Raw genomic sequence first — 26382 nt, 5'->3', positions numbered from 1 at the left:
CCCCCGTCCGTACGTCTGCTCACCCCCGTCCCGTACGCCTGCTCACGCCCGTGCCGCCCCGGGGCCGGGCCAGCCCGCCGCGAGCAGGGCGCGCAGCCGGGTCAGGTCCTCGCCGAAGAAGCGGTCCTCCGTGGTGTCGGGCAGCGGCTCGCCCGCCAGGTCGAGGGCCCGCGCCAGGGCCTGCGTCCCGGGCGGCGGTACGGCGCCGAGGCGGCGCGCCTGGTGCAGGGCGAGCAGTTCGCAGGCGGTGACGTCCGCCAGGCCGAGGGCCGCGCGGCGGCAGCACTCGGCGGCCTCCACGGAGAACGACTGCGTGTCCTCCTGCCCGCCCGAGCCCTCCACGGTGCCGACGGTGGCGGGGGCCGTGAGGCGGCGCAGCGCGTGCACCACTCCCGCGGCGCGCTTGTGGACGGGCGAGACGCCCGCGTGCGGTCCCGGCCGCGGGGAGAGCTGGGCGGTGCGGCCGCTCACCCGGGCGTCCATCATCCGGTGCAGCCTGGTCGCCCCCAGCTCGGCCGCCCCGACGAGCGCCACCGTCAGCACATGCGCCTGGGAGGCCAGGTCGTAGCCGTGGAAGCCGGGGGTACCGAGGAAGCGGCCCGTCCCGTCCTCGTCGACGTACGCGGGCGAGTCGGTCACCCCGTCGAGGGCGCGGCGCACGGCGTCCTCAAGCAGTCCTGTGGCGCGCGCCAGTTGGGCGAGTACCTGGCCCGACACCCGGAAGGAGACCGGGGGTTGCAGGCCGCGGGCGCCGTGCTGGGGGCCCACGAGGGCCAGCAGGCGGCCGTTGACGTCGGCGAGCACGGGGTCGGCGCGGCCGAGCGCGGGGTGGAGCGCGTCGCGGGAGGCGCCGGTGAGGGCGAACTCGCCCGCCACGGTGTGCAGTCCCTGGGTCAGCGCGGTGCGCGCGGCGTCGGCGCACAGGACGGCGAGCGCGGTGGTGACGGGGACGCCCTCGATCAGCGCCACCCCCTCCTTGGGCCCGAGCGGCAGCGGGGCGAGCCCTGCGGCGGCGAGCGCGGGGCCCGCGGGCACCGGGTCGGTGGCGGCGCCCGGCGGGGGCAGTACGCCGCCGCGCCCGCCGAGGGCGGCGCCGAGGTGGGCGAGCGGGATGATCTCGCCCGCCGAGCCGAGCCCGTCGCGGGGCAGCGCGGGCAGCACCCCGCGGGCGATCATCTCGGCAAGACGCACACAGAGCACGGCGCTGACGCCGCTCTCGGGGGCGAGCAGGGTGCGCAGCCGGACCGCGAGCACCGCCCTGGTCTCCTCGGCGGTGAGCCACGGCGGCCCGCCGACGGACCTGGCGAGCATCAGGGACTCCTGGTGGCGGGACTGCTCGGCCTCGTCGAGGCGGCGTTCGCTGAACGCGCCCATCCCGGTGTTGACGCCGTACACGGGCCCCTGCGCGGCGAGGGCCCCGAGCACGGTCTCGCGGCGCGCCTCGACGCGTCCGGTCAGCTCGCGGGTGAGCACGGGGACGGCCGCGCCGCGGGCGATACGGAGCACGGCGGCGGCGTCGAGGTCGGCGGGCCGCCCGATGGCGATGGTGTCGGTCATGACAGCCAGCGGTAGCCGACCGCGCCGCCCCGCGTCCACCTCGCCCCGCCGACGGGCGACCGGGCGTCGGCCTAGAAGAGGGCCGCTTCCTCGCCCCGCTCGAACTCCAGCAGCCGCCGCTTGCGGTCGATGCCGCCGCCGTAGCCGGTGAGGCTGCCGTCGGCGCCGATGACGCGGTGGCAGGGGACGATGATGCTGATCGGGTTCCTGCCGTTGGCGAGGCCGACGGCGCGGACCGCGGTGGGGCGGCCCAGCTCCTCGGCCAGCTCCCCGTAGCTGCGTGTCTCGCCGTACGGGATGCGGGTGAGGCCCGCCCACACCGACCGCTGGAACGGGGTGCCGTCCATGTGCAGCGGCAGGTCGAACTCCCTGAGTTCGCCCGCGAAGTAGCCGTCGAGCTGGCGCACCGCGGGCACGAAGGCGGGGGCGTCGGGGGCGACGCGCTCGCCGAAGGTCTCGGGCGGCGGCTGGTGGCGGTGGTCGGTCATGTAGAGGGCGCTGAGGGTGCCGTCGGTGGCGACCAGGGTCAGCGGTCCGTACGGGCTGTCGATGAGGGTGTGCTCGGTGGCGGGCATGGTGCGGTCCTCTGTCGCCGTGGGTGGCGTGGTCAGTCGGGCAGGCGGTTGATCGGGTGGTCGTCGGTGGCCCAGAGGTACTGGACCGCGTAGGCGCGCCAGGGGCGCCAGTCGGCGGCGCGGGCGGTGAGCGCGGCGGGGGTGGCGGGCAGGCCCTGGGCCGCGGCGGCGCGGCGCAGTCCGAGGTCGGTGGGGAGGAAGGCGTCCGGGTCGCCGAGTGCGCGCATCAGGATCGCCTCGACGGTCCAGGGCCCGAAGCCGGGCAGTGCGGACAGCCGCGCCCTGCTCTCCTCCCAGTCGCTGCCGGGGCCGAGGGCGAGGCTGCCGTCGGCGAGCCGGCCGACGAGGGTGGTGAGGGTGGCGCGGCGGCTGCGGGGCAGCGCGAGGGTTTCGGGGTCGAGGGAGGCCAGCGCCTCGGGGGTGGGGAAGAGGTGGGTGAGGCCGCCCTCGGGGTCGGTGACGGGCTCGCCGTGCGCGGCGACCAGGCGGGCGGCGTGGGTGCGGGCGGCGGCGGTGGACACCTGCTGCCCCAGGACGGCCCGTACCGCGAACTCGGCCTCGTCGACGGTGCGCGGCACCCGCCGCCCCGGCGCCTTGCGCACCAGGGGCGCGAGCAGCGGGTCGGTGCCGAGCCCGGCGTCGACCGCGACGGGGTCGGCGTCGAGGTCGAGCAGCCTGCGGCAGCGGCTGATCGCCACCGTCAGGTCGCGCTGGTCGGTGAGGGCGAGCCGGCACGCGATGTGCCCGTCGGCCGGGGCGAGCGCGACGGTGCCGTGGCCGTACGGCAGCCGCAGGGTGCGCCGGTAGGCGCCGTCGCGCCACTCCTCGACCCCGGGTACGGCGGTGGCGGCCAGGTGCCCGAAGAGGTTGTGGGGGTTGAGCGGCGGCCGGTACGGCAGCCGCAGCACGAGCACTCCGGGGGCCGCAGGGCCCGTCCCATGGCGGGGCGCGCGGGTGCGCAGCACGCTCGGGGTGAGCGCGAACACCTCGCGGACGGTGTCGTTGAAGGCGCGGATGGAGGAGAAGCCCGCGGCGAAGGCGATGTCGGACATGGGGAGCGCCGATCTCTCGATCAGCAGCCGCGCGGTTTGGGCACGCTGGGCGCGGGCCAGGGCAAGGGGCCCGGCACCGAGTTCCGCGCGCAGTTGCCGCTCGATCTGCCGGGTGCTGTAGCCGAGGCGCGCCGCGAGTCCCGGCACGCCCTCGCGGTCCACGACGCCGTCGGCGACCAGGCGCATGGCGCGGGCCACCAGGTCGGCGCGCATGTTCCACTCGGGGGAGCCCGGGCTGCTGTCAGGACTGCACCGCTTGCAGGCGCGGTATCCGGCCTGCTGGCAAGCGGCGGCGCTGCGGTAGAACCGCATGTGCTCGGGCTTGGGCGGTGCGACGGGGCAGCCGGGGCGGCAGTAGATACGGGTGCTGGTGACGGCGGTGAAGAACACCCCGTCGAACCGAGTGTCCCTGGCCTGCACGGCCCGCAGGCACCGCTCGCTGTCCAGCCCCTCCCCCGCGGCCCGGGGCGTGTGGGGGGCGGCGGTGGCGCCCGGGCCCCCGCGGGGGCCTGCGTGGTCGGTGGACATGGCACCAGCATCGCCCACGGTGGGGGCGGTGGCTGGCGAGAAAACGACATGGTGTTCAACCGCCGCCCTTGCCCCACACCCGTACGCCCTTCGCGCACCGGGGGTGCCGCGGTCCGCACCGGCCGGGCACCACACGGGGCGCGGGCGCCGGGCGGCTACATCAGTCCCACGATGCTCGGGGGCGCGAAGAGGTGGCGGGCGCGGTGTTCGAGGACGAGGGCCCGGGGCATCTGGCCGCCGGTGACGTCGGTGACACAGCGCTCGCAGCCGCTGTCGGCCTCCGGGACCTCCTCGGTGTGCCGGGTGGCGATGTGCTGCGAGAGCCGGATCTGGGTGCTGACGATGGCGTCCATCGGGTCGTGGTCGACGCCTGGTCCGCCCTCGGCGAAGGCCGCGTCCACGACTTCGGGGGCGCGCTTCATGTCCTTGTACAGCTCGACACAGACGCGGCAGTCGAACATCCAGACGGGCGGCAGCGGCCACTCTTCTGCGGGGTCGGTGGGACGGGCATCCATACGCATCACCATAGCCAGCCGCCCGGGGCCACGGGCCGCGAACCCGGTGTCCGCCCCCGTGCTCCGGAGGGGCCGCAACCGGCCCGCCACGCCCGCGACATGCGCCGACGCGCCCGCGGGCGGCTCGGGCACGCTCGGGCATCAGCGCCGTGTCAGCGGCCGGAAGCAGTCCCGCAGGCGGCGCCGCGAAACGGGCCGACTCGGGCGCGGGAAGCGGCGGTTCGGGCCCACAGGGCCCCAAGTCCCCGACGGGGGAGGCGAGACCACCGTCGGCGGGACGCTCAGCCGAGGGCGAAGTAGCGCAGCCACAGCCACAGCGCGGAGATGCCGACCGTGAGCGGCATCACCAGCAGCCCGTACCGGGTGAACCGCCAGAAGCTGATCGGCGTTCCATGGCGCTCCGCGATACCGAGGACGACGACGTTGGCGCTGGCGCCGATGGCGGTGGCGTTGCCGCCGAGGTCGGCGCCGAGGGTGAGCGCCCACCACATCGGATGGTCGGACCCGCCCCCCATGCCGTGCACCAGGTCGCTGGTGACGGGCGCCATGGTGGCGACATAGGGGATGTTGTCGACGACGCCCGAGAGCACCGCGGAACCGCCGAGCAGCACCATGGAGCCGCCCAGTTCGCCGTCGCCGACGAGATGGGCGAGCCCGCGCGACACCTCGGCGATCACCCCGGTCTCGATCAGCCCGCCGATCATCACGAACAGGCCCGCGAAGAACGCGAGGGTGGGCCACTCGACCTCGGCGAGCACGTCCCCCGTCGCGACCGTGCGGGCGACCGCCACGAGCACGCCCGCCCCGAGCAGCGCCACCACGCTGGGCTCGTAGTGCAGCACCGGGTGCAGCACGAACCCGGCGACGACCAGGGCGAGGACGGCGAGCCCCTGCGCGAGCAGACGTGGTTCGCGCACGGCGTCGCGCGGGTCGAGCGCCAGTACCTCGGCGGCGCGCTCCTCGTCGTAGCGGAAGGCGGAGCGGAACACCACGCGGCAGACCACGACGAGCGCCACGACGAGCAGCACGGCCAGCGGCGCCAGGGAGAGCACGAAGTCGTTGAAGCTGAGACCGGCCCGGGCCGCGATGATGATGTTGGGCGGGTCGCCGACCAGGGTCGCGGTGCCGCCGATGTTGGACGCCAGCACCTCGGCGATCAAGTAGGGCGTCACCGGCAGTGCGAGGCGCTCGCACGCCAGGATGGTGACGGGGGCGATCAGCAGCACGGTGGTGACGTTGTCCAGCAGCGCGGACGCCACCGAGGTGATCACGATCAGCATCACCATGACCCGGAACGGTCTCGCCCCGGCCCGTTTCACCGCCCAGATCGCCAGGAACTCAAACAGGCCGGTGCGCTTCAGCACACCGACGATCATCATCATGCCCATCAGCAGGAAGACGACGTTCCAGTCGATGCCGGACTCGCTGGAGAAGAACGCGGAGCCGTCGTCCGTCGCCCCGATCGCGAGCATGAGGCCCGCGCCGGCCAGCGCCGCCGCCACCCGGTGCACAAGCTCCGTGATGATGAGCGCGTAGGCGCCCACGAAGACGGCCACCGCCGCCCAGCTCTGCCAGCCGTCCATCTGCGACACGTCAGGGGCCCCGATCGGTACGAAGGATCACGTCTCTCCATCGCCGACCAGACTTCCCGGCACACCGCCGCCCACCTTAAGCCCCGGACCGGCGTCGACGCGACACCCGCCCCCGGCGCCCCTGCGGGCACCGGAACACGCGCGTTTCATTGACACCGCCGGAAAGCGCTTGCTTGGATGCGGCAACGTTTTCGCGCCAACCTGGGAGCGTAGCCGTGCCGTTGTCGCGCCGTGCCCTGCTGTCGACCGTCCCCGCCGCCGCCCTCCTCGCCGCGGCCGCCCCGCTGCGGGCACGCGCCGCCGACGGCGCCCCGGCCGCGGACCCCGGCTCCGACGCCGAGCGCGTGGCCGCCAACGCCCTCGCCGACCTCACCGGCACCGACGAGTCCAACGCCCGTCCCGAGGTCGCCGCCAAGCTCGCCGCCGTCGAGGACACCGCGTACTCCAGGCTGGCCGCCATGGACGCGGCGGGCAGCGGCGAGATCTTCTCCGGCCTCGCGCTCGGCTCCGACGACGCCAAGCTCACCACCACCTGCCAGTACCTGTACGAGATCGCCCTCGCCACCCGCACCCCGGGCCCCGCGGCGTCCGACCTGCGCGACAACGCGGCCGTCCAGCGCCGCGTCGTCGACGCCCTCGCCACCCTCCACACCGCGTACTACGGCGACCAGTCCACCGGCTACTACGGCAACTGGTTCAACTGGGAGATCGGCATCTCGCAGCACGTCAGCAGGACGCTGCTGCTGCTCGCCGCCCAACTGGCCGCGGCGCAGCCCGAGCTGACCGCCGCCTACATCGCCTCCATGGACGGCTACCTGCGCAACGGCAAGGACGGCGACGTCGACCTCGACTCCCGCTTCCACACCGGCGCCAACCTCGCCGACATCACCACCAACCGCATCCTCCAGGGCGCCGTCACCGGCGACGCGGCCCGTATCACCAAGGCCGTCGCCGACCAGCTCACCGTCCTCGCGCGCATCGACCCGTACCACCTCAGCCACGGTGTCACCGACGGCTTCTACGCCGACGGCTCCTTCCTCCAGCACGCCTCCGTCGCCTACACCGGCTCGTACGGCACCGGGCTGCTGAGCCGTGTCACCGGCACCGTGAAGCTCCTCGACGGCACCGACTACGCCACCCCCGACGAGATCGCCGGGGTGGCGCGCGGCTGGCTCTCGGACGCCTTCGCGCCCGTCATCTACGAGGGCTGGATGATGGAGATCGTCAAGGGCCGCGGCGTCTCGCGCACCGGCACCGGCTACGCCGACACCGCCACCGTCGTCGAGGCCGTCGTCGACCTCTCCGCGTACGCGGAGGGCGACGACGCCGCCGCCCTCAGGAACTACGCCGCCCACATCGCCGCCACCGCCAAGGCGCCCCTGGACCCGGCGGCCTTCGCCTCCCCCGTCACCGTCGCCCGCTACGCCGACATCGCCGCGGACCCCGCGACCGTCCCGCGCGACCTGGTCCCCACCAGCTCCACCCACGCCCTGAACGCCATGGAGCGCACCGTGCACCGGCGCCCCGGATACGCGTTCGCGCTGGCCAGAAGCTCCACCCGGGTCAGCAAGTACGAGTACATGAGCGGCGAGAACCTCATGCCGTGGTTCCAGGGCGAGGGCGCGCACTACCTCTACCTCTCGGGCCAGGACCAGTCCACCGCGTACGGCGTCGACCACTACACCGCGGTCTCCCCCTACCGGCTCGGCGGCGTCACCGCCCCCGTCGAGACCCGCAGGACCGTCCCGGAGCTGTACGGCACCCAGTGGTACGACAACCCCGACGCCGGTTTCACCTCGTCCTCCGAGTCCCAGAACACCTATGTCTACTTCCCGCGCGCCACCCGCCCGCACTCGGGCGGCGCCGTCCTCGGGCGCTTCGCCACCGCCGCCCTCGTCCAGTCCGACGACGCCGCGTACGCCGCCGCGCGGGCCGGGGAGCTGCCCGCCGACTTCGTCGCCTACCGGGGCGCGGACGCCACCAAGTCGTGGTTCCTGCTCGACGACGAGATCGTGGTGCTCGCCGCCGGGGTGGGCGACGGCGCCGGGCGCGGCACCACCACCACGGTCGACACCCGTATCGCCGCCCCCGATGCCGCCGTGTCGCTGACCGGGCGGCTGCGCGACGGCCGCCGCTTCAGCGGCACCGGTACGGCGCCGCTCGCCTGGCTGCGCTACGGCGACGGCACGCACGCGCTCGGCTACGTCTTCCTCGACGGCACCCACAGGCCCACGGTGCGCCTCGACACCGTCACCCGCAGCCGCCGCGCGGTGCGCGCCGCCAACCCCGACACCGCCGTCACCAAGCAGGTGTTCTCCGTCGGCCACGAACAGGCCCCGGGCGCACGCCATATCGCGCTCGCGCACGCCCTCGTGCCGCACGCGGACGAGAAGCGGCTGCGCCGGTACGCGCACGGCCCGCTCGCGGTGCTCGCCAACTCCCCGCGTATGCAGGCGATCCGGCACCGTACGCTCGGGCTGCTCGCCGTCAACACCTTCGCCCACGGCACCCACCGGGTGGGCGAACTCGCCCTGGAGGGCCCCGCGTCCGCCCTCGTACGCACCGGGGGCGACGGCACCGTCACCCTCGCCCTGTCCGACCCGACGACCCAACGGGCCACCGTCACGGCCGTGTTGCGCGGACGCGCGCGGCGCGTGGTCGCCGCGGACGACGGGGTGCGGGTGCGCGGGACGGCGGGCGGCGTGCGGGTCGAGGCGACGACCCATCAGACCTACGGCGCCACCCTGACCGTGACGCTGCGTTGACCCGCGCGTGACGCACAAGGGGCCGCCGAAACCGCCCTGGACCGAAATAAACCGTATTGCTCTCACTCGTTCAGGCAACGTGGGGTGGATGAGGGTCGAAACCTCGCGGAGGGGGAACGCTCCGTCACGGGGGTTCCATGACCCGGGTTCAGGAGGCGATGCTGATGCTCCAGGGCATCGACGTCAGTTCGTATCAGTCGTCGTTCAACACGGACGGTCTTTCGTTCGTCATCGTGAAGGCCACGGAGGGCCGTTCGTACATCAATCCCAAACAGTCGTCCCAGGCCAAGCAGGCGCGCGACGCGGGCTGCGTCGTCGGCTTCTACCACTTCCTGTGGCCGGGCAACATCAAGGCCCAGGCGGAGTACTTCGTGGAGAAGTGCGCGTCCGTCGAGGAGGACCTGCTCGCGGTCGACTGGGAGTGGACGGGGGACGGCACGGCGGCGTCCAACGGCGAGAAGGACTCCTTCATCCGCGAGGTGAAGAAGCTGCGCCCCCAGCACAGGGTGCTGCTGTACACGAACCGCGATTTCTGGCTCAACAGGGACACCACGTCGTACGCGGGCGACGGCCTGTGGATCGCCGACTACACCACGATGGGCAAGCCGAAGATCCAGGCGACGTGGCGCATCCACCAGTACACGAGCAGCCCGCTGGACAAGAACGTGGCCGACTTCTCGTCCACGGAGGCCATGCACAAGTGGGCCACGGGCGGCTGAGCGGTCGGGCCGGGGACCCGGCCCCGCGGTGTGCAGCCGGGGGCCGGGTCCCGCGGCGCTTCAGGCCCGCCACTGCGGGCCGCGCTCCGGGGACGCCTCGGCGAGGGCCGCGGTGACGGCCTCGGCGCCCGCCGCCAGGCCGTACACCGGGGTGCCCGGCTGCTGGCGCCAGGACTCGTCGAGGGTGCCGGTGTCGACGGAGTCGAAGCCGATCTCGTCGAGCAGGTCGCGTACGAGCCGCTTGGCCGCGGCGTCGTCGCCCGCGACGGGCAGCGCGATGCGCTCGGGGTCGCCCTTCGGGCGGGGTCTGTCCAGGATGTCCTGGGCGTAGGTGCCGTTGAAGACCTTGACGACGGTGTGGCCGAGCTGGTCGGCGACCCAGCGGCTCTCGGTGGCCCCCTCCTCGACGGCGGCGATGCGGCCGTCGCGCTGCGGGTAGTAGTTGGTGGTGTCGATGACGGCGACGTCGGGCGCGGCGCCGTCGAGGACGGTGGCCGGCAGCTTCGGCACGGCGCCGGTGGGGACCGTGACCACGACGACCTGGGCGCCGTCCGCGGCCCGCGCCGCGGTGACGGCGGTGGCGCCGGTCTCCTCGGCGAGGGCCGCGAGGGTCTCGGGGCCGCGGGAGTTGGCGATACGGACGTCGTGTCCCAGGGCGGTGAAGCGGCGGGCGAGGTTGCCGCCGATGTTGCCTGCGCCGATGATTCCGATCTTCATGGTGCCCTCCGAGGCTGGCGATCGCGTGGCAGAACCCGGCAACCGCGCACGCCGCGGAGCTATTCCGCCCCGTCCCCCCGACGGGCGCCCGCCGGGCGGGGCGTACGGTCGGAGGGTGAACGACGAACTGCTGCCCGGCCTCGACCCGGAGGCGGAGCCTGCCGCCGCCTCCGCCCTGCTGCGCGCCGAGGGGGTGTGCCTGGTACGCGACGGGCGGCCCATCCTCGACGACGTGTCGCTGACGGTGCGGCCGGGCGAGCACTGGGCGCTGCTGGGTCCGAACGGGGCGGGCAAGACGACGCTGCTGAGCATGCTGGGGGCGCTGACGCATCCGACGTCGGGGCTCGTGGAGGTGCTGGGGCGGCGGCTCGGGCGGGTGGACCTGCGGGAGCTGCGCGCGTACGTGGGCCATGTGAACCCGCGGCATCCGCTGCGCTCGCCGCTGCGGGTGCGCGACGTGGTGCTGACGGGCCTCACGAACAGCGTGGAGCGCCCGCCGCGGTGGACGCCGTCCGACGCGGAGGTGGCGCACGCCGAGCGGCTGATCGGGACGCTGGGTCTTGCGGCGCGGGCCGAGGCGCGGTGGCCGACGCTGTCGCAGGGCGAGCGGGGGCGTGCGCTGATCGCGCGGGCGCTGATGCCGCGCCCCCGGCTGCTGCTGCTCGACGAGCCCGCGACGGGGCTCGACGTGGCGGGCCGCGAGCAGTTGATCGACAGCCTGGAGACCCTGCGCGCGGCACATCCGGGGCTGGCGTCGGTGCTGGTCACGCACCATCTGGAGGAGCTTCCCACGGGCACCACGCACGCGATGCTGCTGCGGGATGGCCGGACGCTCGCCCTGGGCGGTGTGGCAGAGGTGCTGACGAGCGACCAGGTCAGCAAGTGCTTCGACCATCCGGTGCTGCTCGACCGGCGGGACGGGCGCTGGAGCGTGCGGGCGCGCAGGTCGCGCGGCTGACCGCGGCCCCGGCGCGCGAGGGGCCCGGCGCGGTGCTCGCGCCGGGCCCGGAGCAGGCTCAGGGGGTCACTTGTTCAGGTTGGCCCAGAACTCCTCGAAGGACAGCAGCTTGTCCTCGTTGCTGTCCTGCTGGGCTATGACCGCCTCGGCGACCGGCTCGGTGACGTGGAAGTCCCCCATCTGCGCCATGGCGCTCTTGTACTCGGCCGCAGTGATGAAGCCGTCGCCGTCCAGGTCGAAGCGCTGGAAGGCCCTGCGCGCCTCCTCGATGTCCGCCACAGGTCCCCGCCCCTTCGTGATACGAGTGCTGACGACGTCAGCGTACGGTGTGGGGCCCGCGGCGCGGATCACGCCCCCGGGCATCGGGGGCGCGGCAGGCGTCAGGGCGCCGGGCGTTCGGTGACGCGCATCTCGAACCAGGTGGTCTTGCCGCGGGGCAGCAGGTCCACGCCCCAGCGGTCCGCGTAGTGGTCGACGAGGAAGAGACCGCGCCCCGAGACGTCGTGCGCGCGCACCGGCATGAGACAGGGCAGCGAGCTTGACGGGTCGGTGACCTCGACGCGGATTCTGGCGCGGCCCCGCAGCATCCGCAGCCCGAAGACGCGGGCGCCGGTGTGCCGTACCGCGTTGCCGACGAGTTCGGAGACGAGCAGCACGACCTCCTCGGTGGTCTTGGGGCTGAGGCCCCACTGCCGTAAGACCACCATCTGGGCAAGACGGCGGGCGACGGCCGCGGACTGCGGCCGGGAGACCAGTTGCACCTCGCGCTCCGCCGGGTTCCCGTACTCCTCGATCGCCCCGAGTGCCTGTTCGTCCTCGACCGCTGGCGACCAGCGCGCAGTCGCCGTGCCCGAGTGCCCTCGTGGACGCTCGGCACCCTCAAGCTCCGCCATGCGCACCATGATGGCGGCCCCGGGGGACTTCTGTGGCCGGTTCCGCGGGAAACCCCCTCGTACGAGCGGTGGCGGCGCGGGGGGCGCGAAAGGGGCGCGGGACGCCGCCCGGACCCCGCGGACCCCCGTGACCTGCGGTAACCGACTGCGTTGGCGCGGATACGCGGGGCGGTCGCGGGGCACGGGAGCGGTCCGCGGGGCGTGCCGGGGGCCGGCAGGGTACTAGAGGAACTCCGCCTTCCCCGGCCCCTGTTCCACGAAGCTGCGCATGCCGCGTTCGCGGTCCTCGGTGGCGAAGAGGCCGGCGAACCAGCTCCGCTCCACCGCGAGCCCCGTGTCGATGCCCGCGTCCAGGCCCGCGTCGACGGACTCCTTGGCCGCGCGCAGCGCGAGCGCGGGGCCCTTGGCGAGTGCGGCGGCCCAGGCGTGCGCCTGCCCGAAGACCTCGTCGGCGGGCACGACGCGGTCCACGAGGCCGAGGGCGAGGGCCTCGTCGGCGTGGGCCTGGCGGCCGGTGAAGATCAGGTCCTTGGCGCGGGACGGCCCGACCAGGCGGGTGAGGCGCTGGGTGCCGCCCGCGCCGGGGATGAGGCCGAGCAGGATCTCGGGCTGGCCGAGCTTGGCGCCCTCCGCGGCGATCCTGAAGTCGGCGCAGAGGGCGAGTTCGCAGCCGCCGCCGAGGGCGTAGCCGGTGACGGCGGCGACGACCGGCTTGGGGATGCGGGCGACGGCGGTGAAGGCGTCCTGGAGTTCGCGGGCGCGCTTGACCATGGCCGTGTGGTCCATGTCCCGCATCTCCTTGATGTCGGCCCCGGCGGCGAAGACCTTCTCGCTGCCGCGCACGACCACGGCGCGCACGTCGTCGCGGCGCCCCGCCTCCCCCGCCAGCTCCCTGAGCCGCTCCTGCATGGCGATGTCGATCGCGTTCATGGGCGGCCGGTCGAGCCGGAAGGTGGCGACGCCCTCGGATACCTCGAAGTGCACAGTCATGCCAGCAGGTTAGTGGCCGTTAACGCGTGGGGGCCCGGTGCGCTGTGTCACACTCGCGTGCGCGCACCGGGCCCGGTGGGGACGGGGTCACTTGGTCCAGTCGGACCAGGACATGTTCCAGCCGTTGAGGCCGTTGTCGGGCTGGACGGTCTTGTCGGGGGAGTTCTTGACGACCACCACGTCACCGAGGAGGGAGCTGTCGTAGAACCAGGCGGCGGGGGCCTTCTTGTCGTAGCCGCCGCGCACGTCCCTGAGGCCGACGCAGCCGTGGCTGGCGTTGTAGTTGCCGAAGGCGCCGCCCGACCAGTAGTTGCCGTGGATGAAGGTGCCCGAGTTGGACAGGCGCATGGCGTGCGGGACGTCCGGGATGTCGTACTCGCCGCCGAATCCGACCGTCTCGCCATTCATCCGGGTCACCCGCAGCTTCTCGCTGATCACCATCTGACCGTTGTATGTGGTGTGTCCCGGGCCGCCCGCGGTGATGGGGACCTTCTTGACGACCTTGCCGTCGCGCTCCACGGTCATGCTGTGCTTCTTGGCGTCGACGGTGGACACCTGGGAGCGGCCGACGGTGAACGTGAGCTTCTTGTCCTGCTTGCCGTAGACGCCGTCGCGCCCCTCGACGCCGTCGAGGTCGAGGGCGACGGTGACCTTGGTGCCGGACTTCCAGTAGTGCTCGGGGCGGAAGTCGAGGCGGTCGTTGCCGAACCAGTGGCCGCGCACGTCGACCTGGGGCTCGGTGGTGATGCGGACGGCCTTCTCGACGTCCTCGGGGTGGGTGATGCCGCGGGTGAAGTGGAGCGAGAACGGCATGCCCACGCCGACCTTGCTGCCGTCCTCGGGGGTGAAGATGCCGACGAAGGTGTTCTTCGGCGTGAGGGTGGTGAAGCTGGTGTCCTTGGCCGCCGGGCGCCCGTCGGGGTCCTTGGCGAGCGCGTGCACCTTGTACTGGGTGGACGCCGCGAGGTGCCGCTCCGGCTGCCAGCCCGTGCCGTCGGCGCTGATCTTGCCGGGGACCTCGTCGCCCTTGTCGTCCTTGACGGTGACCTCGGTGAGCTTGCCCTCGGCGGCGCTCACCTTGAGCGCGCCGCTGGTGTCGACGGAGGTGGCGCCGTCCTTCGGGGACACCGTCACCTCGGCCTTGGAGGGCGCGGTGTCCGCCGTGTGCGAACCGCCCTTGCCCCCGTCCTTGCCGTCGTCCTTCCCGCCGCCGCCTGAACCGCCACAGGCCGCGGTCGCCAGCAGGAGCACCCCGAGCAGCAGCGCGAGCAGCCCGCGCGCCGTCCGCGCCGTCTTCCCCCCGCCAACCGATGCCCCCGATATCGGTCGCCCATCCACGATGTTCTCTCCCCTCGCACGGCCCGGTCAGGCCCGCACTCAAGCGCTCACGCGCACATGGCCACAATTAATCACACTGGAGAGCAGGAAAGCTCCCCCGGGGTTGTCACCGTTCCGTTCCAACTGAGGGTGCCCGGCGCGCCCCCGGGCATGCCCGACCTGCGCGGGCCCGGGGGCGCGGGGGTGCGGCGCGGGGCGCGTGGCGGGCTCAGACGGTGTCGCCGCGCCACTGGCGCCACGTCATGTTCCAGCCGCCGAGGCCGTTGTCGGGGGCGACGGCGCGGTCGTCGGAGCCGACCACCTCCACGATGTCGCCGACGAGGCTGTGGTCGTAGAACCATCCGGCGGGGGTGTCACCGCCGCCGCCGCGCACGTCGCGCAGGCCGACGCAGCCGTGGCTGATGTTGGTGTTGCCGAAGACGTCGTCGGCCCAGTAGTTGCCGTGCAGGAAGGTGCCGGAGGCGGTCAGCCGCATGGCGTGCGGGACGTCGGGGATGTCGTAGGCGCCGCCGAAGCCGACGGTGCGGCCGTTCATCCGGGTCCTGCGCAGCTTCTCGCTGATCACCATCTTGCCGTTGTACGTGCTGGTGCGCGCGGCGCCCGCGGTGACGGGCAGGGTCGTGGCGGTGCGGCCCTGGCGGATCACCCGCAGGGTGTGGTCCGCGGCGTCCACGACGCTGCGCTGGGCGCGGCCGACGGTGAAGCGCAGCGTGCGGTGCTGGGTGCCGTACACCCCGGGCGCGGCCTCGACGTCGCGCAGCCGCAGCCGCAGCGTGACCCGGGTGCCGGGCTCCCAGGGGCGCTCGGGGCGGAAGTCGAGGCGGCTGTCGCCGAACCAGTGCGGGGCGACGGGGACGCCGGGCTCCGCGGTGACGCTGACGGCGCGGCGCACCGCGGCGCGGTCCTCGACGGGGCGGTCGAAGTCCAGCGAGAAGATCATGCCGGTGCCGACGGTGGCGCCGCCGGCCGCGGGCGTGGTGCGGGCGGTGAGGCGGTGCGGGGGCCGCTCGGTGGCGAAGCCGGCGCGGCGGGTGATGCGGCGGCCGTGCCCGTCGAGCGCGGTGGCGGTCACGGAGTAGCGGGCGTCGGTGGCGAGGCGGGGCTCGGCGGGCCGCCAGCTCAGGCCGTCGACGGCGATCCGGCCGCGGACCTGGTAGCGGCGGCCGTCGAGGTCCTTGACCACGCGCACCGAGGTGAGCCGCCCCTCGGGGACGCGGATCAGCAGGGGCCGTCGGACGGGCACGCGCGCGTGCCCGTCATCGGCTGCCACGCGCGCGTGGCGCCCGTCGGCGGGTACGCGCGCGTGGCGGGCGACGGTGGAGATGCTGATGGCGTCGTCGGGGGCGGCGGGACCCCCGAAGGGGCCGCCCGCGGAGCAGCCCGGCAGCGCGAGCGCCAGGGCGAGCGCCCCGAGAACCGCCCCCGCGCACACCGGCGCGAGATGTTTTGTGCCGTTTTTCTGCTTCATATGTGATTCATACGTGATGCCCTGCCGGATCGGGCTCTGCCGGGACCGGCGCGGCTCCAGTTTCGCCGTGCCGCCGTTTCACCCCCGGCGGAAACGTGCCGGGCGGCCAGGCTGGGCAGAACACGTAGAACGGCGGGGCGGCCGGATGCCGAAACCGCCGGCCGACAGTGTCCAGGAGTGAGCCGCGGAGGGCCGAGGGTGTCGAGCGCAGCCGATCAGCAGACCGCCGGGCGCGGCGGTGCCGTGCCCCTGGCGATGGGCGAGCCGGAGCGTGCCGCGGCCGTCTGGCCGGGCTCCCCGAGCCCGCTGGGCGCCGCATTCCGCACCGGCCCCGGCGGCGAGCAGGGCACCAACTTCGCACTGTGGGCGGCGGGCGCGGAGGCGGTGGAGCTGTGCCTCTTCGACGACGCCGACGACGCCGACCACACCGGCGGCGCAGACGGCGCCGAGGGCCCCGGGAGCAACGGGTCCGTTCCTGACGGCTCGCCCGTCCCGGGCGGCTCCGGTGGCGGGCGCGAGCGGCGGCTGCCGCTGACGGACCGCACGGACGGCATCTGGCACGGCTTCGTGCCGGGGGTGCGCCCCGGCCAGCGCTACGGCTACCGGGTGCACGGCCCCTGGGACCCGTGGACCGGCGCCCGCTGGAACCCGGCGAAGCTGCTGCTCGACCCGTACGCGCGCGCGGTCGACGGCGACTGGGCCGCCGCGGGGCTCGCCCCCGAGCTGTACGGGCATGTGCGGGACTGGCCCGACCAGCGCGCGGCGGACACCGTGCGCGACGAGCGTGACTCGGCGCCTTACGTGCCCAAGGGCGTGGTGGTGCACGACGAGGCGCCGGGCGACGTCTGGCTCGACGACCGCAGGCCGAAGACGCCCTGGCGGGACTCGGTGATCTACGAGCTGCACGTGCGTGGCTTCACCATGCGCCACCCGGGCATCCCGCCCCGGCTTCGCGGCACGTACGCGGGCCTCGGCCACCCGGCGGCGACGGAGTACCTGCGCGGGCTCGGGGTGACGGCGGTGGAGCTGCTGCCGGTGCACGCGTTCGCGCACGAGGACCACCTGCTGCGCCGGGGCCTGCGCAACTACTGGGGCTACAACTCGATCGGCTACTTCGCGCCGCACCCCGGCTACGCCCGCGCGCCCGGCGCGGGCCGTGAGGTGCGGGAGTTCAAGGAGATGGTGCGGGCGCTGCACGCGGCGGGCATCGAGGTCATCCTCGACGTGGTCTACAACCACACCGCGGAGAGCGGCGAACTCGGGCCCACGCTGAGCCTGAAGGGCATCGACAACCCCGGCTACTACCGGCTGGCGCCCGACGCCCGCCACTACACCGACTACACCGGCTGCGGCAACACCCTGGACGTGACGAGGCCCCAGGTGATCAGGCTGATCACGGACTCGCTGCGGTACTGGGTGACCGAGATGGGCGTGGACGGCTTCCGCTTCGACCTGGCGGCCACGCTGGCACGCTCCCACCCGGACGTGGACATGCTCTCGCCGTTCCTCGCGGTGATCGCACAGGACCCGGTGCTGCGCCGGGTGAAGCTGATCGCGGAGCCCTGGGACGTGGGCGCGGGCGGCTACCAGACGGGGGCCTTCCCGCCGCTGTGGGCGGAGTGGAACGACCGGTTCCGGGACGCGGTACGGGACTTCTGGCGCGGGGCGCTGCCGGACATGCGCGACCTCGGCTACCGGCTGACCGGGTCGAGCGACCTGTTCGAGGCGAACGGGCGCGGGCCCTACGCCTCGGTCAACTTCGTCACCGCGCACGACGGCTTCACGCTGCGCGACCTGGTCTCGTACGAGCGCAAGCACAACGAGGGCAACGGCGAGGGCAACCGGGACGGCAGCGACGACAACAGGTCGTGGAACTGCGGCGCCGAGGGCGGCAGCGACGACCCGGAGGTCACCGCGCTGCGCCGCCGCCAGTCGCGGAACATGCTGGCGACGCTGCTGCTCGCCACCGGGGTGCCGATGCTGGTGGCGGGCGACGAGTTCGGCCGCACCCAGGGCGGCAACAACAACGCCTACTGCCAGGACAACGAGGTCGGCTGGGTGGACTGGGACCTGCTCGCGGACCCGCTCTGGCGCCCGCTGCACACGTTCACGGCACGCCTCGTCGCGCTGCGCCGCCGCCACCCCGTGCTGCGCCGCCGGGCGTTCTTCACCGGGGAGCGCACCGCGGACGGGCTGCGGGACCTGGCGTGGTTCACCGCGGCGGGCGCGGAGATGACCCCGGACGACTGGTACGCGCCCGCGCACTGTGTCGGCGCGTACCTGTCGGGGCGCGGCATCACGGGCCGGGACGCGCGCGGGCGGCGTATCGAGGACGACAGCCTCTTCGCGGTGTGGCATGCAGGCGCGGATCCTGTCGCCTTCCTGCTGCCGGGCGCGCCGTGGGCGGGCGGGTACGAGCCGCTGGTCGACACCGGGTACGAGGACGGCGTCCCGCCGTCGGGGCCGCCGCTGCCCGCCGGGGCGCCGGTGCAGGTGGCGGGGCGCACGGTGCTGGTGCTGAGGGCGCTGGACGCGCGCGGGGAGTGACGGCGGCCCGCGCGGGGCGGGTCAGGCGTCGGGGCGGGGCGGCCCGGCGCCGAGGATGCCGCGGTCGTAGGCGACGGCGACCGCGGCGGCCCTGTCGCCGACGCCGAGCTTGGCGTAGAGGTGGGTGAGGTGGGTCTTGACGGTGGCCTCGCTGATGAAGAGGCCCCGGGCGATCTCCCGGTTGGAGGTGCCCTTGGCGACCAGCGCGAGCACCTCGCGCTCGCGCGCCGACAGCGGCTCGCCGCCCGGCGCGGCCGCGGGCGCGCGGACCGCGGTGACGAGGCGGGAGGCGACGGCGGGCGACAGCACGGTGCGGCCCTCGGCTGCCGCGCGCACGGCGGTGAACAGCTCGTGTCCTGGCGCGTCCTTGAGGAGGTAGCCGGTGGCGCCCGCCTCGATCGCGGGCAGCGTGTCGGAGTCGGTGTCGTAGGTGGTGAGCACGAGGACCTTGGCGCGTGCGCCGCGGCGCACGAGTTCCGCGATGGCCTCGACGCCGCTGCCGCCGGGCATCCTGAGGTCCATCAGCACCACGTCGGGGTCGAGGCGCGCGGTCAGCTCGACCGCCTCGGCGCCCGAGGCGGCCTCGCCCAGCACCGCGAAGCCGCCCTCGGCCTCGAACATGCCGCGCAGGCCGTTCCGTACCACGGGGTGGTCGTCCACGATGAGCAGGGTCAGTGTGCTGGCGGGCGTGGGGGAACTGTCACCGGTCATCGGGGGGCAACGGTACGCGAACCGACACCGCCGTGCCGCCTCCCGGCTCCGACTCGACGTCCAGCGTCCCGGCGAGGCGTGCCGCGCGGGCCCGCATGCCGCCGAGGCCGAAGCCGCCGCTGCCGGAGCGGGACGGCAGCGTCGCCGGGGCGAAGCCGCGGCCGTCGTCGCGCACGTCGAGGGCGAGTTCGCCGTCCATGAAGGAGAGGGTGACGACGACGCGGTGCGCGGCGGCGTGCCGGGCGGCGTTGGACAGCGCCTCCCCCGCGATGCGCAGCACGGTGGCCTCGATCTCGTCGTGCAGCGGCACGACGGTGCCGGTGACCGTGAACCGGGCGTCGGCGCCGTGCCGCTCGCCCCACTCGGCCACGGTCTTCTTCAGCGCACACGGCAGGGTGTCCTCGGCGAGGGCGGCGGGGGCGAGGTTCTGCACCGAGCGGCGGGCCTCGCCGAGGCTGTGCCGTGCGAGGTCGGCGGCGAGGTCGAGGTGGGCCCTTGCGGTGGCCCGGTCGGGGGCGCCGGGGGCGGCCTGGAGCTGGGCGATGATGCCGATGAGGCCCTGGGCGAGGGTGTCGTGGATCTCGGCGGCGAGGCGGCGGCGCTCGTCGGCCACACCGGCCTCCCGTGCCTGGACGAGGAGTTGGTCGTGGAGCGCGGCGTTCTCGTCGAGGGCCTGCTGGAGGCGGGCGTTGGCGACCGCGAGCTGCTCGATGGTGTCGGCCTGCACCCTGGTGTGCTCGTCCTCCTTGGCGCCCAGGGCGCTGAACGCGGTCAGCATGGCCAGGTTGACCAGCAGCGCGATGCCGACGACCACCCAGTCGAGCGGCGTCCGCGGGGGCAGCCCGCCGCCCTGGGAGCCGGCCATGACGAGCGCGGTGGCGACCACGCCGAGCTTCAGCCATCCGCCGGAGAGCAGCCTGTTCACGCCGAAGTAGCCGGTGATGGCGTAGAAGGCGACGAAGGGGTTGAGCCAGGTGAGGGTGAACGCGAGCGCCCAGCGCAGCGCGTAGTAGCAGGCGCCCGCCGGGGAGGGCTCGGGGTGCCGCCCGCGTACGGCGGTCCACCAGGTCTGGAGCAGCGCCGCGGCGGCGAACAGCGGCACGCTCAGCGTGCGCTCCGTGGCGCTCATCATCATGCGGGAGGTGGCGAGCGTGGCGACGGCGCTGACCGCGAGCAGCAGGTTGGGCAGCCAGCCGTGGAACAGCTCCCAGCGGGCCTCCACGGCCTCCCTGGCGCTGCCGACGTCGCGCGACCACTCGACGCTGCTCGCGGCCCTGTGGCGCTCCCACGCGGTGTCCCCCGGCGCCGCGGGGGCGGTGTCCTTCGGCGCGGGCGGCGCGGTGTCCCCGGGCGCGGCAGGGGCGGGGACGGTGGGCGGCGGCGTCGGGGCCGCGGTCTCCCGGCCGCGCCGCCGTGCTGTGCGCCGCACGTCCCGTCCTCCGTCCGCCGTGCCGCAGGGCCGCTCGCCGCCGTGTCCCGCGCCGCCTCGCGCGGGAGCGGGTACGGCCCCGGTCACGGCCGCTCACTCCCAGCGGAACCAGCGTACGGCCGCCCTGCCGAACACCGCGGTCCACAGCAGGAGCACGCCGAGGTGGGTCCAGGAGGGCCAGTCGCCCGCCGCGGCCTGCCCGAGCGCCCGGGCGGCGGCGCCGAAGGGCGTGTACCCGACGACGTCGGCGAGGGTGTCGGGCATGGCCTGCACCGGAATCCACACCCCGGCGCAGAACATCATCGGGAACATGCCCGCGGTGCCGATCGCCTGGGCGACCCTGGCGGTCCTCGACAGGGCGGCGACCAGGGCGCCGAGGGCGAGCGCCGCGGCCCCTGCGAGCACCAGCGCGAGTACGTAGCCGCCGGGCTGCCGTGGCAGCGGCGCGCCGAAGGCGAGCCTGCCGACCAGCAGCGAGAGCACCACGGAGACCAGCGCGGCGGCGCCGAAGATCGTCATCTGCACGCCGAGCACGGTGCGCGGCCGTACCGGGGTGGTGCCGATGCGGCGCAGGATGCCGCGTTCGCGGTAGGTGGTGACGCCGCCCGGCAGGCCCTGGATGCCCGCGACGATCAGCGACAGCAGCACGGAGACCGGCACGTACGCCTCGACGAGGCTGATGCCCGCGAGGTCGCCGCTCCTGTCGCGGGACGAGGGGATGCTGCCGAGGACCACGAGCAGCAGGGTGGGGAAGCACATGATCCAGAAGATCGCCGCGGGCTCCCTGCGGAAGAGGATCGTCTCCGACCGCAGCAGGGCGCGCAGGACGCGGCTGTCGGTCCTCGCGGGCGCCTCGGCCCCGGCGGCGTGCGTGGTGGTCGCGGTGCTCATGGTCACGCTCCGGTGAGGTCGAGGAAGGCGTCGTCGAGGGTGGCGTCGACGACGCGGAGCTGGTGGGCGGTGACGCGGTGGCGCGCGAGCAGTGTCATGACGGCGTTGACGGTGTCGTCGGTGCCGTTGATGGTGATGCGTCCTTCCCGCTCGGTGACGGAGGCGACGGAGGGCAGCCGGGCGAGTTCCGCGGTGTCCATCGGCTCGGACGGGTTGAAGGACATCACGGTGGAACTCGACGCCTGGCGGATCAGCCGCTCCGGGGTGTCGAGGGCGGCGACCCGGCCCGCGTCGATCACGGCCACCCGGTCGCAGAGCCGCTGCGCCTCCTCCATGAAGTGGGTGACGAGCAGCACCGTGACGCCCGCGCTCCTGATCTCCTCGATGAGCTGCCAGGTGTTGCGGCGGGCGCGCGGGTCGAGCCCGGTGGTCAGCTCGTCGAGGACGACGACGCGGGGCTGTCCGATGAGGGCGAGCGCGATGAACAGGCGCTGCTTCTGGCCGCCGGAGAGCTTGCCGAAGCGGGTGCCGAGCTTCTCGCCGAGTTCGAGGCGCTCGGCGAGGGGGCGCCAGTCGGCCGGGCGCGGGTAGAACGCCGCATAGAGTTCCAGCACTTCGCGTACGGTGTGCTTGGCCTGCACCTCGCTCTCCTGGAGCTGGACGCCGAGCACGTGGGTGACGGCCTCGTGGTCGGTCACCGGGTCGAGCCCGGTGACCCGCACGCTGCCGCCGTCGGGCGTCCGCAGCCCCTCGACGCACTCCACGGTGGTGGTCTTGCCCGCTCCGTTGGGCCCGAGGACGCCGAAGATCTCGCCCTCCTCGACGGTGAACGAGACGCCGTCGACGACGGCGCGGCCCCCGTACTCCTTGCGGAGGTCCCGCACCTCGATGACGGGGCCCGTGGCCGGCCGGGTTCTCTGCGCGTTTCCCATGCCACGACCCTCCCGCCGGGGTGCCGCCGCCCACATCGCCCAACGCGCTCGGCCGGGCATCAACCGATCGGCTGATGCCGGGGTCGACCGCGGCGGGCCGCGGCCCGCGCCGAAGGGCCCGGGATTTCCCGGCGGCCCGGATGGTTATTTCCGTCGGGCGGCGTGCCCTTCCCCGCATCCCCGGGCGACAAACGGGACGCCGTAGGGGGCGGGGAAGTGGCGGGCAAGGGACAGTGGCACAGGCAGGCCGGGGAAGGGCGGGGCGAGAGCGGGGGAAGGGCGCTTTGGGCTTTCTGCGGCTTCCCTTTACCAGCCGCAAACAAGCAAGCGCATACTTGTACGTTCAAGCAAAACCTCTTTTCCTAAATGGGGTTTCGAATCCAGCATTCCGCGCCGCGGACTCCCTCTCGAATCCGGAGGGGTGACGGGTCTCCGCTCCTGGCGAAACACCGTCGCGATTCCCGAGGGCCGCGACACCAGGTGCCCGTACGGTCGCGGAGAGTTCCCCTTTCGGGCAGCGGAGGGGGTCCGCTCCCGGGGCCGTGCGCCCGACCGCCGGGGGAACGCAAAGATTTCGCAACGAAAATGTCCGAGAACCAGCCTCCCCCATACCGGCGATTACTGGTGCCAATGCTGAAAAACATCCCGTAAAGCGAATAAACGCCGCCGCGGGCCATGCTCATCCGCGTGCCTTCCGCCGCAGAGGAGCGTCGCCGGCGCCGTCCGTCACCGTGCCGCGCGCCGCCCCCGTGACCAGGCTCCGCAATCGGCCCGTACCCCGGCACGACCGCCTGTGCGGGCAGCGCTCGCGGGCAGGAGCGGGCAGCGCCGACGGTGCCCCGCGAGGCAGCGGCGGGTGCGCGCCCGAGGCGCGCGGGGTGCCCAGACGGACGTCCGTATTCCAGGGCCGGGGGCGGGCGCCGAGCGACTACGGGGCGCATTCCGGATTCCCTGATTCCGCCCCGGTGCCACGGCGGGCGCGCCCGTTCCCGGGACCGGATACCGGCCGTCTGCCCGTTCGGGCGCCGGTGCGCCTGCCATGCGGCCAATTCCTGGCAGACGGCCAAAATTCATCCACCACCGACATGCCCGCCCCCGACCCTCCGGCGTGATGCGCACGGCACCCCACCTGCCCTCGTCGGCAGATGAACGACGCCCAACAGCGCGGGTATCGACTATCAGCCGAATGTGGATTTTTCGTTGCCATGTGATCCGGGCAACTCCGGGCACTCGAATCCGTTTGCTATCTTTACGGTGGCCGGGGGGATATGGACGTGCACGGGGAGCGGTATGCAAACACGGCCAACGGTTCAGCTCATCGACCGTGAGCGTGAACTGGCCACACTCACTGCCCTGCTCAGTGACGCCGCGGGGGGACGCAGCAGTATCGCACTCGTCAGCGGGCCGACCGGCAGCGGCAAAACGCAATTGATACAAACTTTCTGCAAACAGGCGGAGACCTCTCACGCCACCGTGCTGACCGCGGCCGCCTCTCCGGCGGAACGGGAAATTCCGCTCGGTGTGATGGACCAGCTCTTCAGGAGCGAGGCGCTGCCGCTCGAGTTCAGGGACCGGGTCAGCGAGCTGCTGACCGAGGAGCTGTCCGCCAGCCGGGGCCGCGACCCCATCCTGGCGAGCCAGCCGAGCATCTCGGTGGCGCACGGGCTGCGGTCGATCCTGCTGGAGCTGGGCCGCCGGGGGCCCGTCGTCATGAGCATCGACGACTTGCAGTTCGCCGACGGCCCCTCCCTGCAGATGCTGCTCTTTTTACAGCGCAGGACGAAGGCGTCGCCGACGCTGCTGCTGCTCGCCGAGGAGTCGACGATCCGCTCGCCGCACCCGGTGTTCCACGCGGAGCTGTTCCGGCAGCCGAACTGCCGCAAGATCCGCCTGGAGATGCTGTCCCGGGTGAGCACCCACACCATGATCGGGGCCAGGCTCGGCCCCGCCAAGGCGATGGAGCTGACGGACTCCTACTACGAGGCGTCCGGCGGCAGCCCGCTCTTCCTGTCCGCGCTGCTCGACGACTACGAGGCGGCCCACGGGGCCAGCACCGGCAGCCACAGGACGGAACCGGCCATCCCCGACGAGGCGTTCCGCAACGCGCTCACGGGCTGCCTGTTCCTCGCGGGCCCCGCGGTGCTCGAAGTCGCGCGCACGGTGGCCGCGGTGGGCGAGGTGATGCCGTCGGCGTCCATCGCCCACATCCTCGGCAGGAACACCGCCACCGTCGAACACGCGATCGCCACGCTCACCGCCACGGGGCTGCTGACCTCGGGCAGGTTCCGCCACCCCGCCGCGCGCACGGCCATCCTGGAGCAGGTGCCCCCCGACCGGCGGCACGAACTGCACCTGCGGGTGGCGACCGTGCTCCAGAACGAGGGCACACCGCCGGTGACCGTCGCCGAGCAGCTCATCGCGGCGAGCAAGGCGCCGGAGGGCTGGATGATCAACGTCCTGCGGGACGCCGCCCACGCCGAACTGGACGCGGGCCGCACGGAGATGGCCGGCGAGTACCTGAAGCTCGCGCTGACGTACGGCACCAACAGCCGCCAGCTCGGCGCCCTCATCGCGGACCGGATGCGCATCGACTGGCGGAAGTCGCCGCTGCGCGCGATGCGGCACACCGCCTGGCTCAAGGACGCGCTGCGCCGGGGGCATTTAACGGGCCAGGACTCCAGCCTGCTGATCCGCAATCTGCTGTGGCACGGGCGGTACGGCGAGGCCCGCGAGTCCATCGCGCTGTGGGAGGAGAACGAGGCGGAGGGCCACGGCTTCTCCTCCGACGAGCTGTCGGCCTTCAACTGCTGGGTGACGTACACCCATCCCTCGCTGACCGCCGCTCCCCCGGGCTCCCCCGGGGCGGAGGGCGCGCAGGGCGCGGCGGGGGGCGCGGGCGCGCGGCAGCCGGGCTGGGTGTCGGCGGTGGCCGAGCCGGGCGCGGCCGTGGAGCCGGTGCGCTCGCTCGGGCGTGAGGCGTTCGCCGAGCTGGCCAGGCTGCTGGACCAGGGTGCCGACGACGACACGGTGACGACCGCCGAGGGTGTCCTGCACAGCGTCAGCCTGGGCGACGACACCCTGGACTCGCTGCACGCGGCGCTGCTCGCGCTGCTGTGCGCCGACCGCCCCGACAAGGCGGCGGTGTGGTCGGACGAGCTGCTGAAGGTGGCGGTGGAGCACGGCTCGGCGACCTGGCAGGCGGCGTTCGCGGCGATCCGCGCGGAGGCCGCGTTCCGGCAGGGCGACATGGCGGCGTCGGTGCGGCACGGGGAGGCGGCGCTCGCGCAGCTCTCCCCCACCGGCTGGGGTGTCGCGCTCGGCGGTCCGCTGGCCAACCTGATCCTGGCGAACACCTTCATGGGCCGGCACGAGCAGGCGGTGAAGTACGTGCGGCTGCCGGTGCCCGACACACTCTTCGACGCCCGCTACGGGCTGCACTACCTGAACGCGCGCGGGCAGTTCCATCTGTCGCGGCACCGCCCGGCCGCGGCGCTTGCCGACTTCGAGAGCTGCGGGCGGCTGATGGACGCCTGGGGGCTCGACCTGCCGTCGCTGATCTCGTGGCGCAGCGGTGCCGCGGAGGCGGCGTTGGCGCTCGGGCAGCGCAGAAGAGCGCGGCTCCTCATGGAGGAGCAGTTGAGCCGTCCCGGGACGCATCTGCCGCGTACCCGGGGCGCGTCACTGCGGGTGCTGGCGGCGACCTCGGACCTGGAGGACCGGCCCGCCCTGCTCCATCAGGCGGTGCGGCTGCTCCATCCGGACGTGGGGCGCTTCGAGTTGGCCAGGGCGCTGTCCGATCTCAGCGATACGTACCGGCAGTTGGGCGATCCGGCGCAGGCCGGTGCGATGGCGCAGAAGGCGGCGGAGATGCTGCGGTCGTGCCATGTGGGCACGGAGTGGGAGCGCCCCTCGCCGATGTCGGGTCCTGGGCGCCCGCCGCTGCCCGACGCCGCCGAGAGGCATCCGGAGGCGGCGTCGGGCGGGGCGGACCTGCTGACGGAGGCGGAGCGGCGGGTGGCGGAACTGGCCGCGCTCGGCGCCACGAACCGGGCCATAGGCCGCAAGCTGTACATCACGACCAGTACCGTGGAGCAGCATCTGACGCGGGTCTACCGGAAGTTGAACGTCAGCCGGAGGGGGGATCTGGCGGCGCGGCTTGGCATCGTGCAGACGGACGACGCCGAGTCGGCCTGAACCGGCGCCGC

Annotated in this window: 20 protein-coding genes; 5 read left to right on the top strand and 15 right to left on the bottom strand. The window is 73.7% G+C overall.

The window, feature by feature from the left end; genetic code table 11:
• Nucleotides 1-42: 42 nt before the first annotated feature.
• The 5 genes from ACIBIW_RS31220 to ACIBIW_RS31200 form a co-directional block, all read right to left on the bottom strand.
• Nucleotides 43-1557: an aromatic amino acid lyase gene (locus tag ACIBIW_RS31220; RefSeq protein WP_399340944.1), complete on the bottom strand. Its 1515-nt coding sequence runs from the start codon at nt 1555-1557 to the stop codon at nt 43-45.
• Between the two features lie 71 nt (nt 1558-1628).
• Nucleotides 1629-2132, bottom strand: coding sequence for a methylated-DNA--[protein]-cysteine S-methyltransferase (locus ACIBIW_RS31215; protein WP_399340942.1), 504 nt, complete (start codon nt 2130-2132; stop codon nt 1629-1631).
• Nucleotides 2133-2164: 32 nt separating this feature from the next.
• Complete coding sequence (locus tag ACIBIW_RS31210; protein ID WP_399340941.1) at nt 2165-3712, bottom strand: AlkA N-terminal domain-containing protein; 1548 nt, start codon at nt 3710-3712, stop codon at nt 2165-2167.
• A 155-nt stretch (nt 3713-3867) separates the two neighbouring features.
• Complete coding sequence (locus ACIBIW_RS31205; RefSeq protein ID WP_399340939.1) at nt 3868-4227, bottom strand: hypothetical protein; 360 nt, start codon at nt 4225-4227, stop codon at nt 3868-3870.
• A gap of 281 nt (nt 4228-4508) precedes the next feature.
• Nucleotides 4509-5810, bottom strand: a complete 1302-nt coding sequence (locus tag ACIBIW_RS31200; RefSeq protein ID WP_399340937.1) for an ArsB/NhaD family transporter — start codon at nt 5808-5810, stop codon at nt 4509-4511.
• Nucleotides 5811-6034: 224 nt separating this feature from the next.
• Between ACIBIW_RS31200 and ACIBIW_RS31195 the strand changes: the two genes are divergently transcribed.
• Both ACIBIW_RS31195 and ACIBIW_RS31190 read left to right on the top strand, forming a co-directional pair.
• Nucleotides 6035-8584, top strand: a complete 2550-nt coding sequence (locus ACIBIW_RS31195) for a polysaccharide lyase family 8 super-sandwich domain-containing protein (protein WP_399340935.1) — start codon at nt 6035-6037, stop codon at nt 8582-8584.
• Between the two features lie 164 nt (nt 8585-8748).
• Complete coding sequence (locus ACIBIW_RS31190) at nt 8749-9303, top strand: glycoside hydrolase family 25 protein (RefSeq protein WP_399341074.1); 555 nt, start codon at nt 8749-8751, stop codon at nt 9301-9303.
• Nucleotides 9304-9363: 60 nt separating this feature from the next.
• Here ACIBIW_RS31190 and ACIBIW_RS31185 read toward each other — a convergent pair whose 3' ends face one another.
• Nucleotides 9364-10020, bottom strand: a complete 657-nt coding sequence (locus tag ACIBIW_RS31185; RefSeq protein WP_399340933.1) for an NADPH-dependent F420 reductase — start codon at nt 10018-10020, stop codon at nt 9364-9366.
• Between the two features lie 115 nt (nt 10021-10135).
• Here ACIBIW_RS31185 and ACIBIW_RS31180 point away from each other — a divergent pair, with 115 nt between their 5' ends.
• Nucleotides 10136-10978, top strand: a complete 843-nt coding sequence (locus ACIBIW_RS31180) for an ABC transporter ATP-binding protein (RefSeq protein ID WP_399340931.1) — start codon at nt 10136-10138, stop codon at nt 10976-10978.
• Between the two features lie 66 nt (nt 10979-11044).
• Here ACIBIW_RS31180 and ACIBIW_RS31175 read toward each other — a convergent pair whose 3' ends face one another.
• The 5 genes from ACIBIW_RS31175 to ACIBIW_RS31155 form a co-directional block, all read right to left on the bottom strand.
• Complete coding sequence (locus tag ACIBIW_RS31175; protein WP_399340929.1) at nt 11045-11257, bottom strand: EF-hand domain-containing protein; 213 nt, start codon at nt 11255-11257, stop codon at nt 11045-11047.
• Nucleotides 11258-11358: 101 nt separating this feature from the next.
• Nucleotides 11359-11871 (bottom strand): ATP-binding protein, encoded by a 513-nt coding sequence (locus ACIBIW_RS31170; protein ID WP_399340927.1) that lies wholly within the window; start codon nt 11869-11871, stop codon nt 11359-11361.
• 222 nt (nt 11872-12093) lie between these two features.
• Nucleotides 12094-12861, bottom strand: coding sequence for an enoyl-CoA hydratase/isomerase family protein (locus ACIBIW_RS31165; RefSeq protein ID WP_399340925.1), 768 nt, complete (start codon nt 12859-12861; stop codon nt 12094-12096).
• An 87-nt stretch (nt 12862-12948) separates the two neighbouring features.
• Nucleotides 12949-14199, bottom strand: a complete 1251-nt coding sequence (locus ACIBIW_RS31160) for an Ig-like domain-containing protein (protein WP_399340924.1) — start codon at nt 14197-14199, stop codon at nt 12949-12951.
• A 208-nt stretch (nt 14200-14407) separates the two neighbouring features.
• Nucleotides 14408-15667: an Ig-like domain-containing protein gene (locus tag ACIBIW_RS31155; protein ID WP_399340922.1), complete on the bottom strand. Its 1260-nt coding sequence runs from the start codon at nt 15665-15667 to the stop codon at nt 14408-14410.
• Nucleotides 15668-15865: 198 nt separating this feature from the next.
• Between ACIBIW_RS31155 and glgX the strand changes: the two genes are divergently transcribed.
• The gene (gene glgX / locus ACIBIW_RS31150; RefSeq protein WP_399340920.1) at nt 15866-18214 is read left to right on the top strand and encodes a glycogen debranching protein GlgX; all 2349 of its coding nucleotides are present in this window, start codon (nt 15866-15868) and stop codon (nt 18212-18214) included.
• A gap of 21 nt (nt 18215-18235) precedes the next feature.
• Here glgX and ACIBIW_RS31145 read toward each other — a convergent pair whose 3' ends face one another.
• The 4 genes from ACIBIW_RS31145 to ACIBIW_RS31130 form a co-directional block, all read right to left on the bottom strand.
• Complete coding sequence (locus ACIBIW_RS31145) at nt 18236-18925, bottom strand: response regulator (RefSeq protein WP_399340919.1); 690 nt, start codon at nt 18923-18925, stop codon at nt 18236-18238.
• Nucleotides 18915-20147 carry a sensor histidine kinase gene (locus tag ACIBIW_RS31140; protein WP_399341072.1) on the bottom strand — a complete coding sequence of 411 codons (1233 nt, stop codon included), beginning with the start codon at nt 20145-20147 and terminating at the stop codon, nt 18915-18917. Before ACIBIW_RS31140 ends, ACIBIW_RS31145 begins: the two co-directional genes overlap by 11 nt.
• 300 nt (nt 20148-20447) lie before the next feature.
• Complete coding sequence (locus ACIBIW_RS31135; RefSeq protein ID WP_399340917.1) at nt 20448-21245, bottom strand: ABC transporter permease; 798 nt, start codon at nt 21243-21245, stop codon at nt 20448-20450.
• Between the two features lie 2 nt (nt 21246-21247).
• Nucleotides 21248-22177: an ABC transporter ATP-binding protein gene (locus ACIBIW_RS31130; protein ID WP_399340916.1), complete on the bottom strand. Its 930-nt coding sequence runs from the start codon at nt 22175-22177 to the stop codon at nt 21248-21250.
• A gap of 1290 nt (nt 22178-23467) precedes the next feature.
• Here ACIBIW_RS31130 and ACIBIW_RS31125 point away from each other — a divergent pair.
• Complete coding sequence (locus tag ACIBIW_RS31125; protein WP_399340914.1) at nt 23468-26371, top strand: ATP-binding protein; 2904 nt, start codon at nt 23468-23470, stop codon at nt 26369-26371.
• The last annotated feature ends 11 nt before the right edge of the window (nt 26372-26382 follow it).

It is taken from the genome of Streptomyces sp. NPDC050560, assembly GCF_044457285.1.
Taxonomy (GTDB): Bacteria; Actinomycetota; Actinomycetes; order Streptomycetales; family Streptomycetaceae; genus Streptomyces.
Note: the sequence above shows the minus strand (reverse complement) of the source record. Positions and strands in the feature narration are given on the sequence as shown.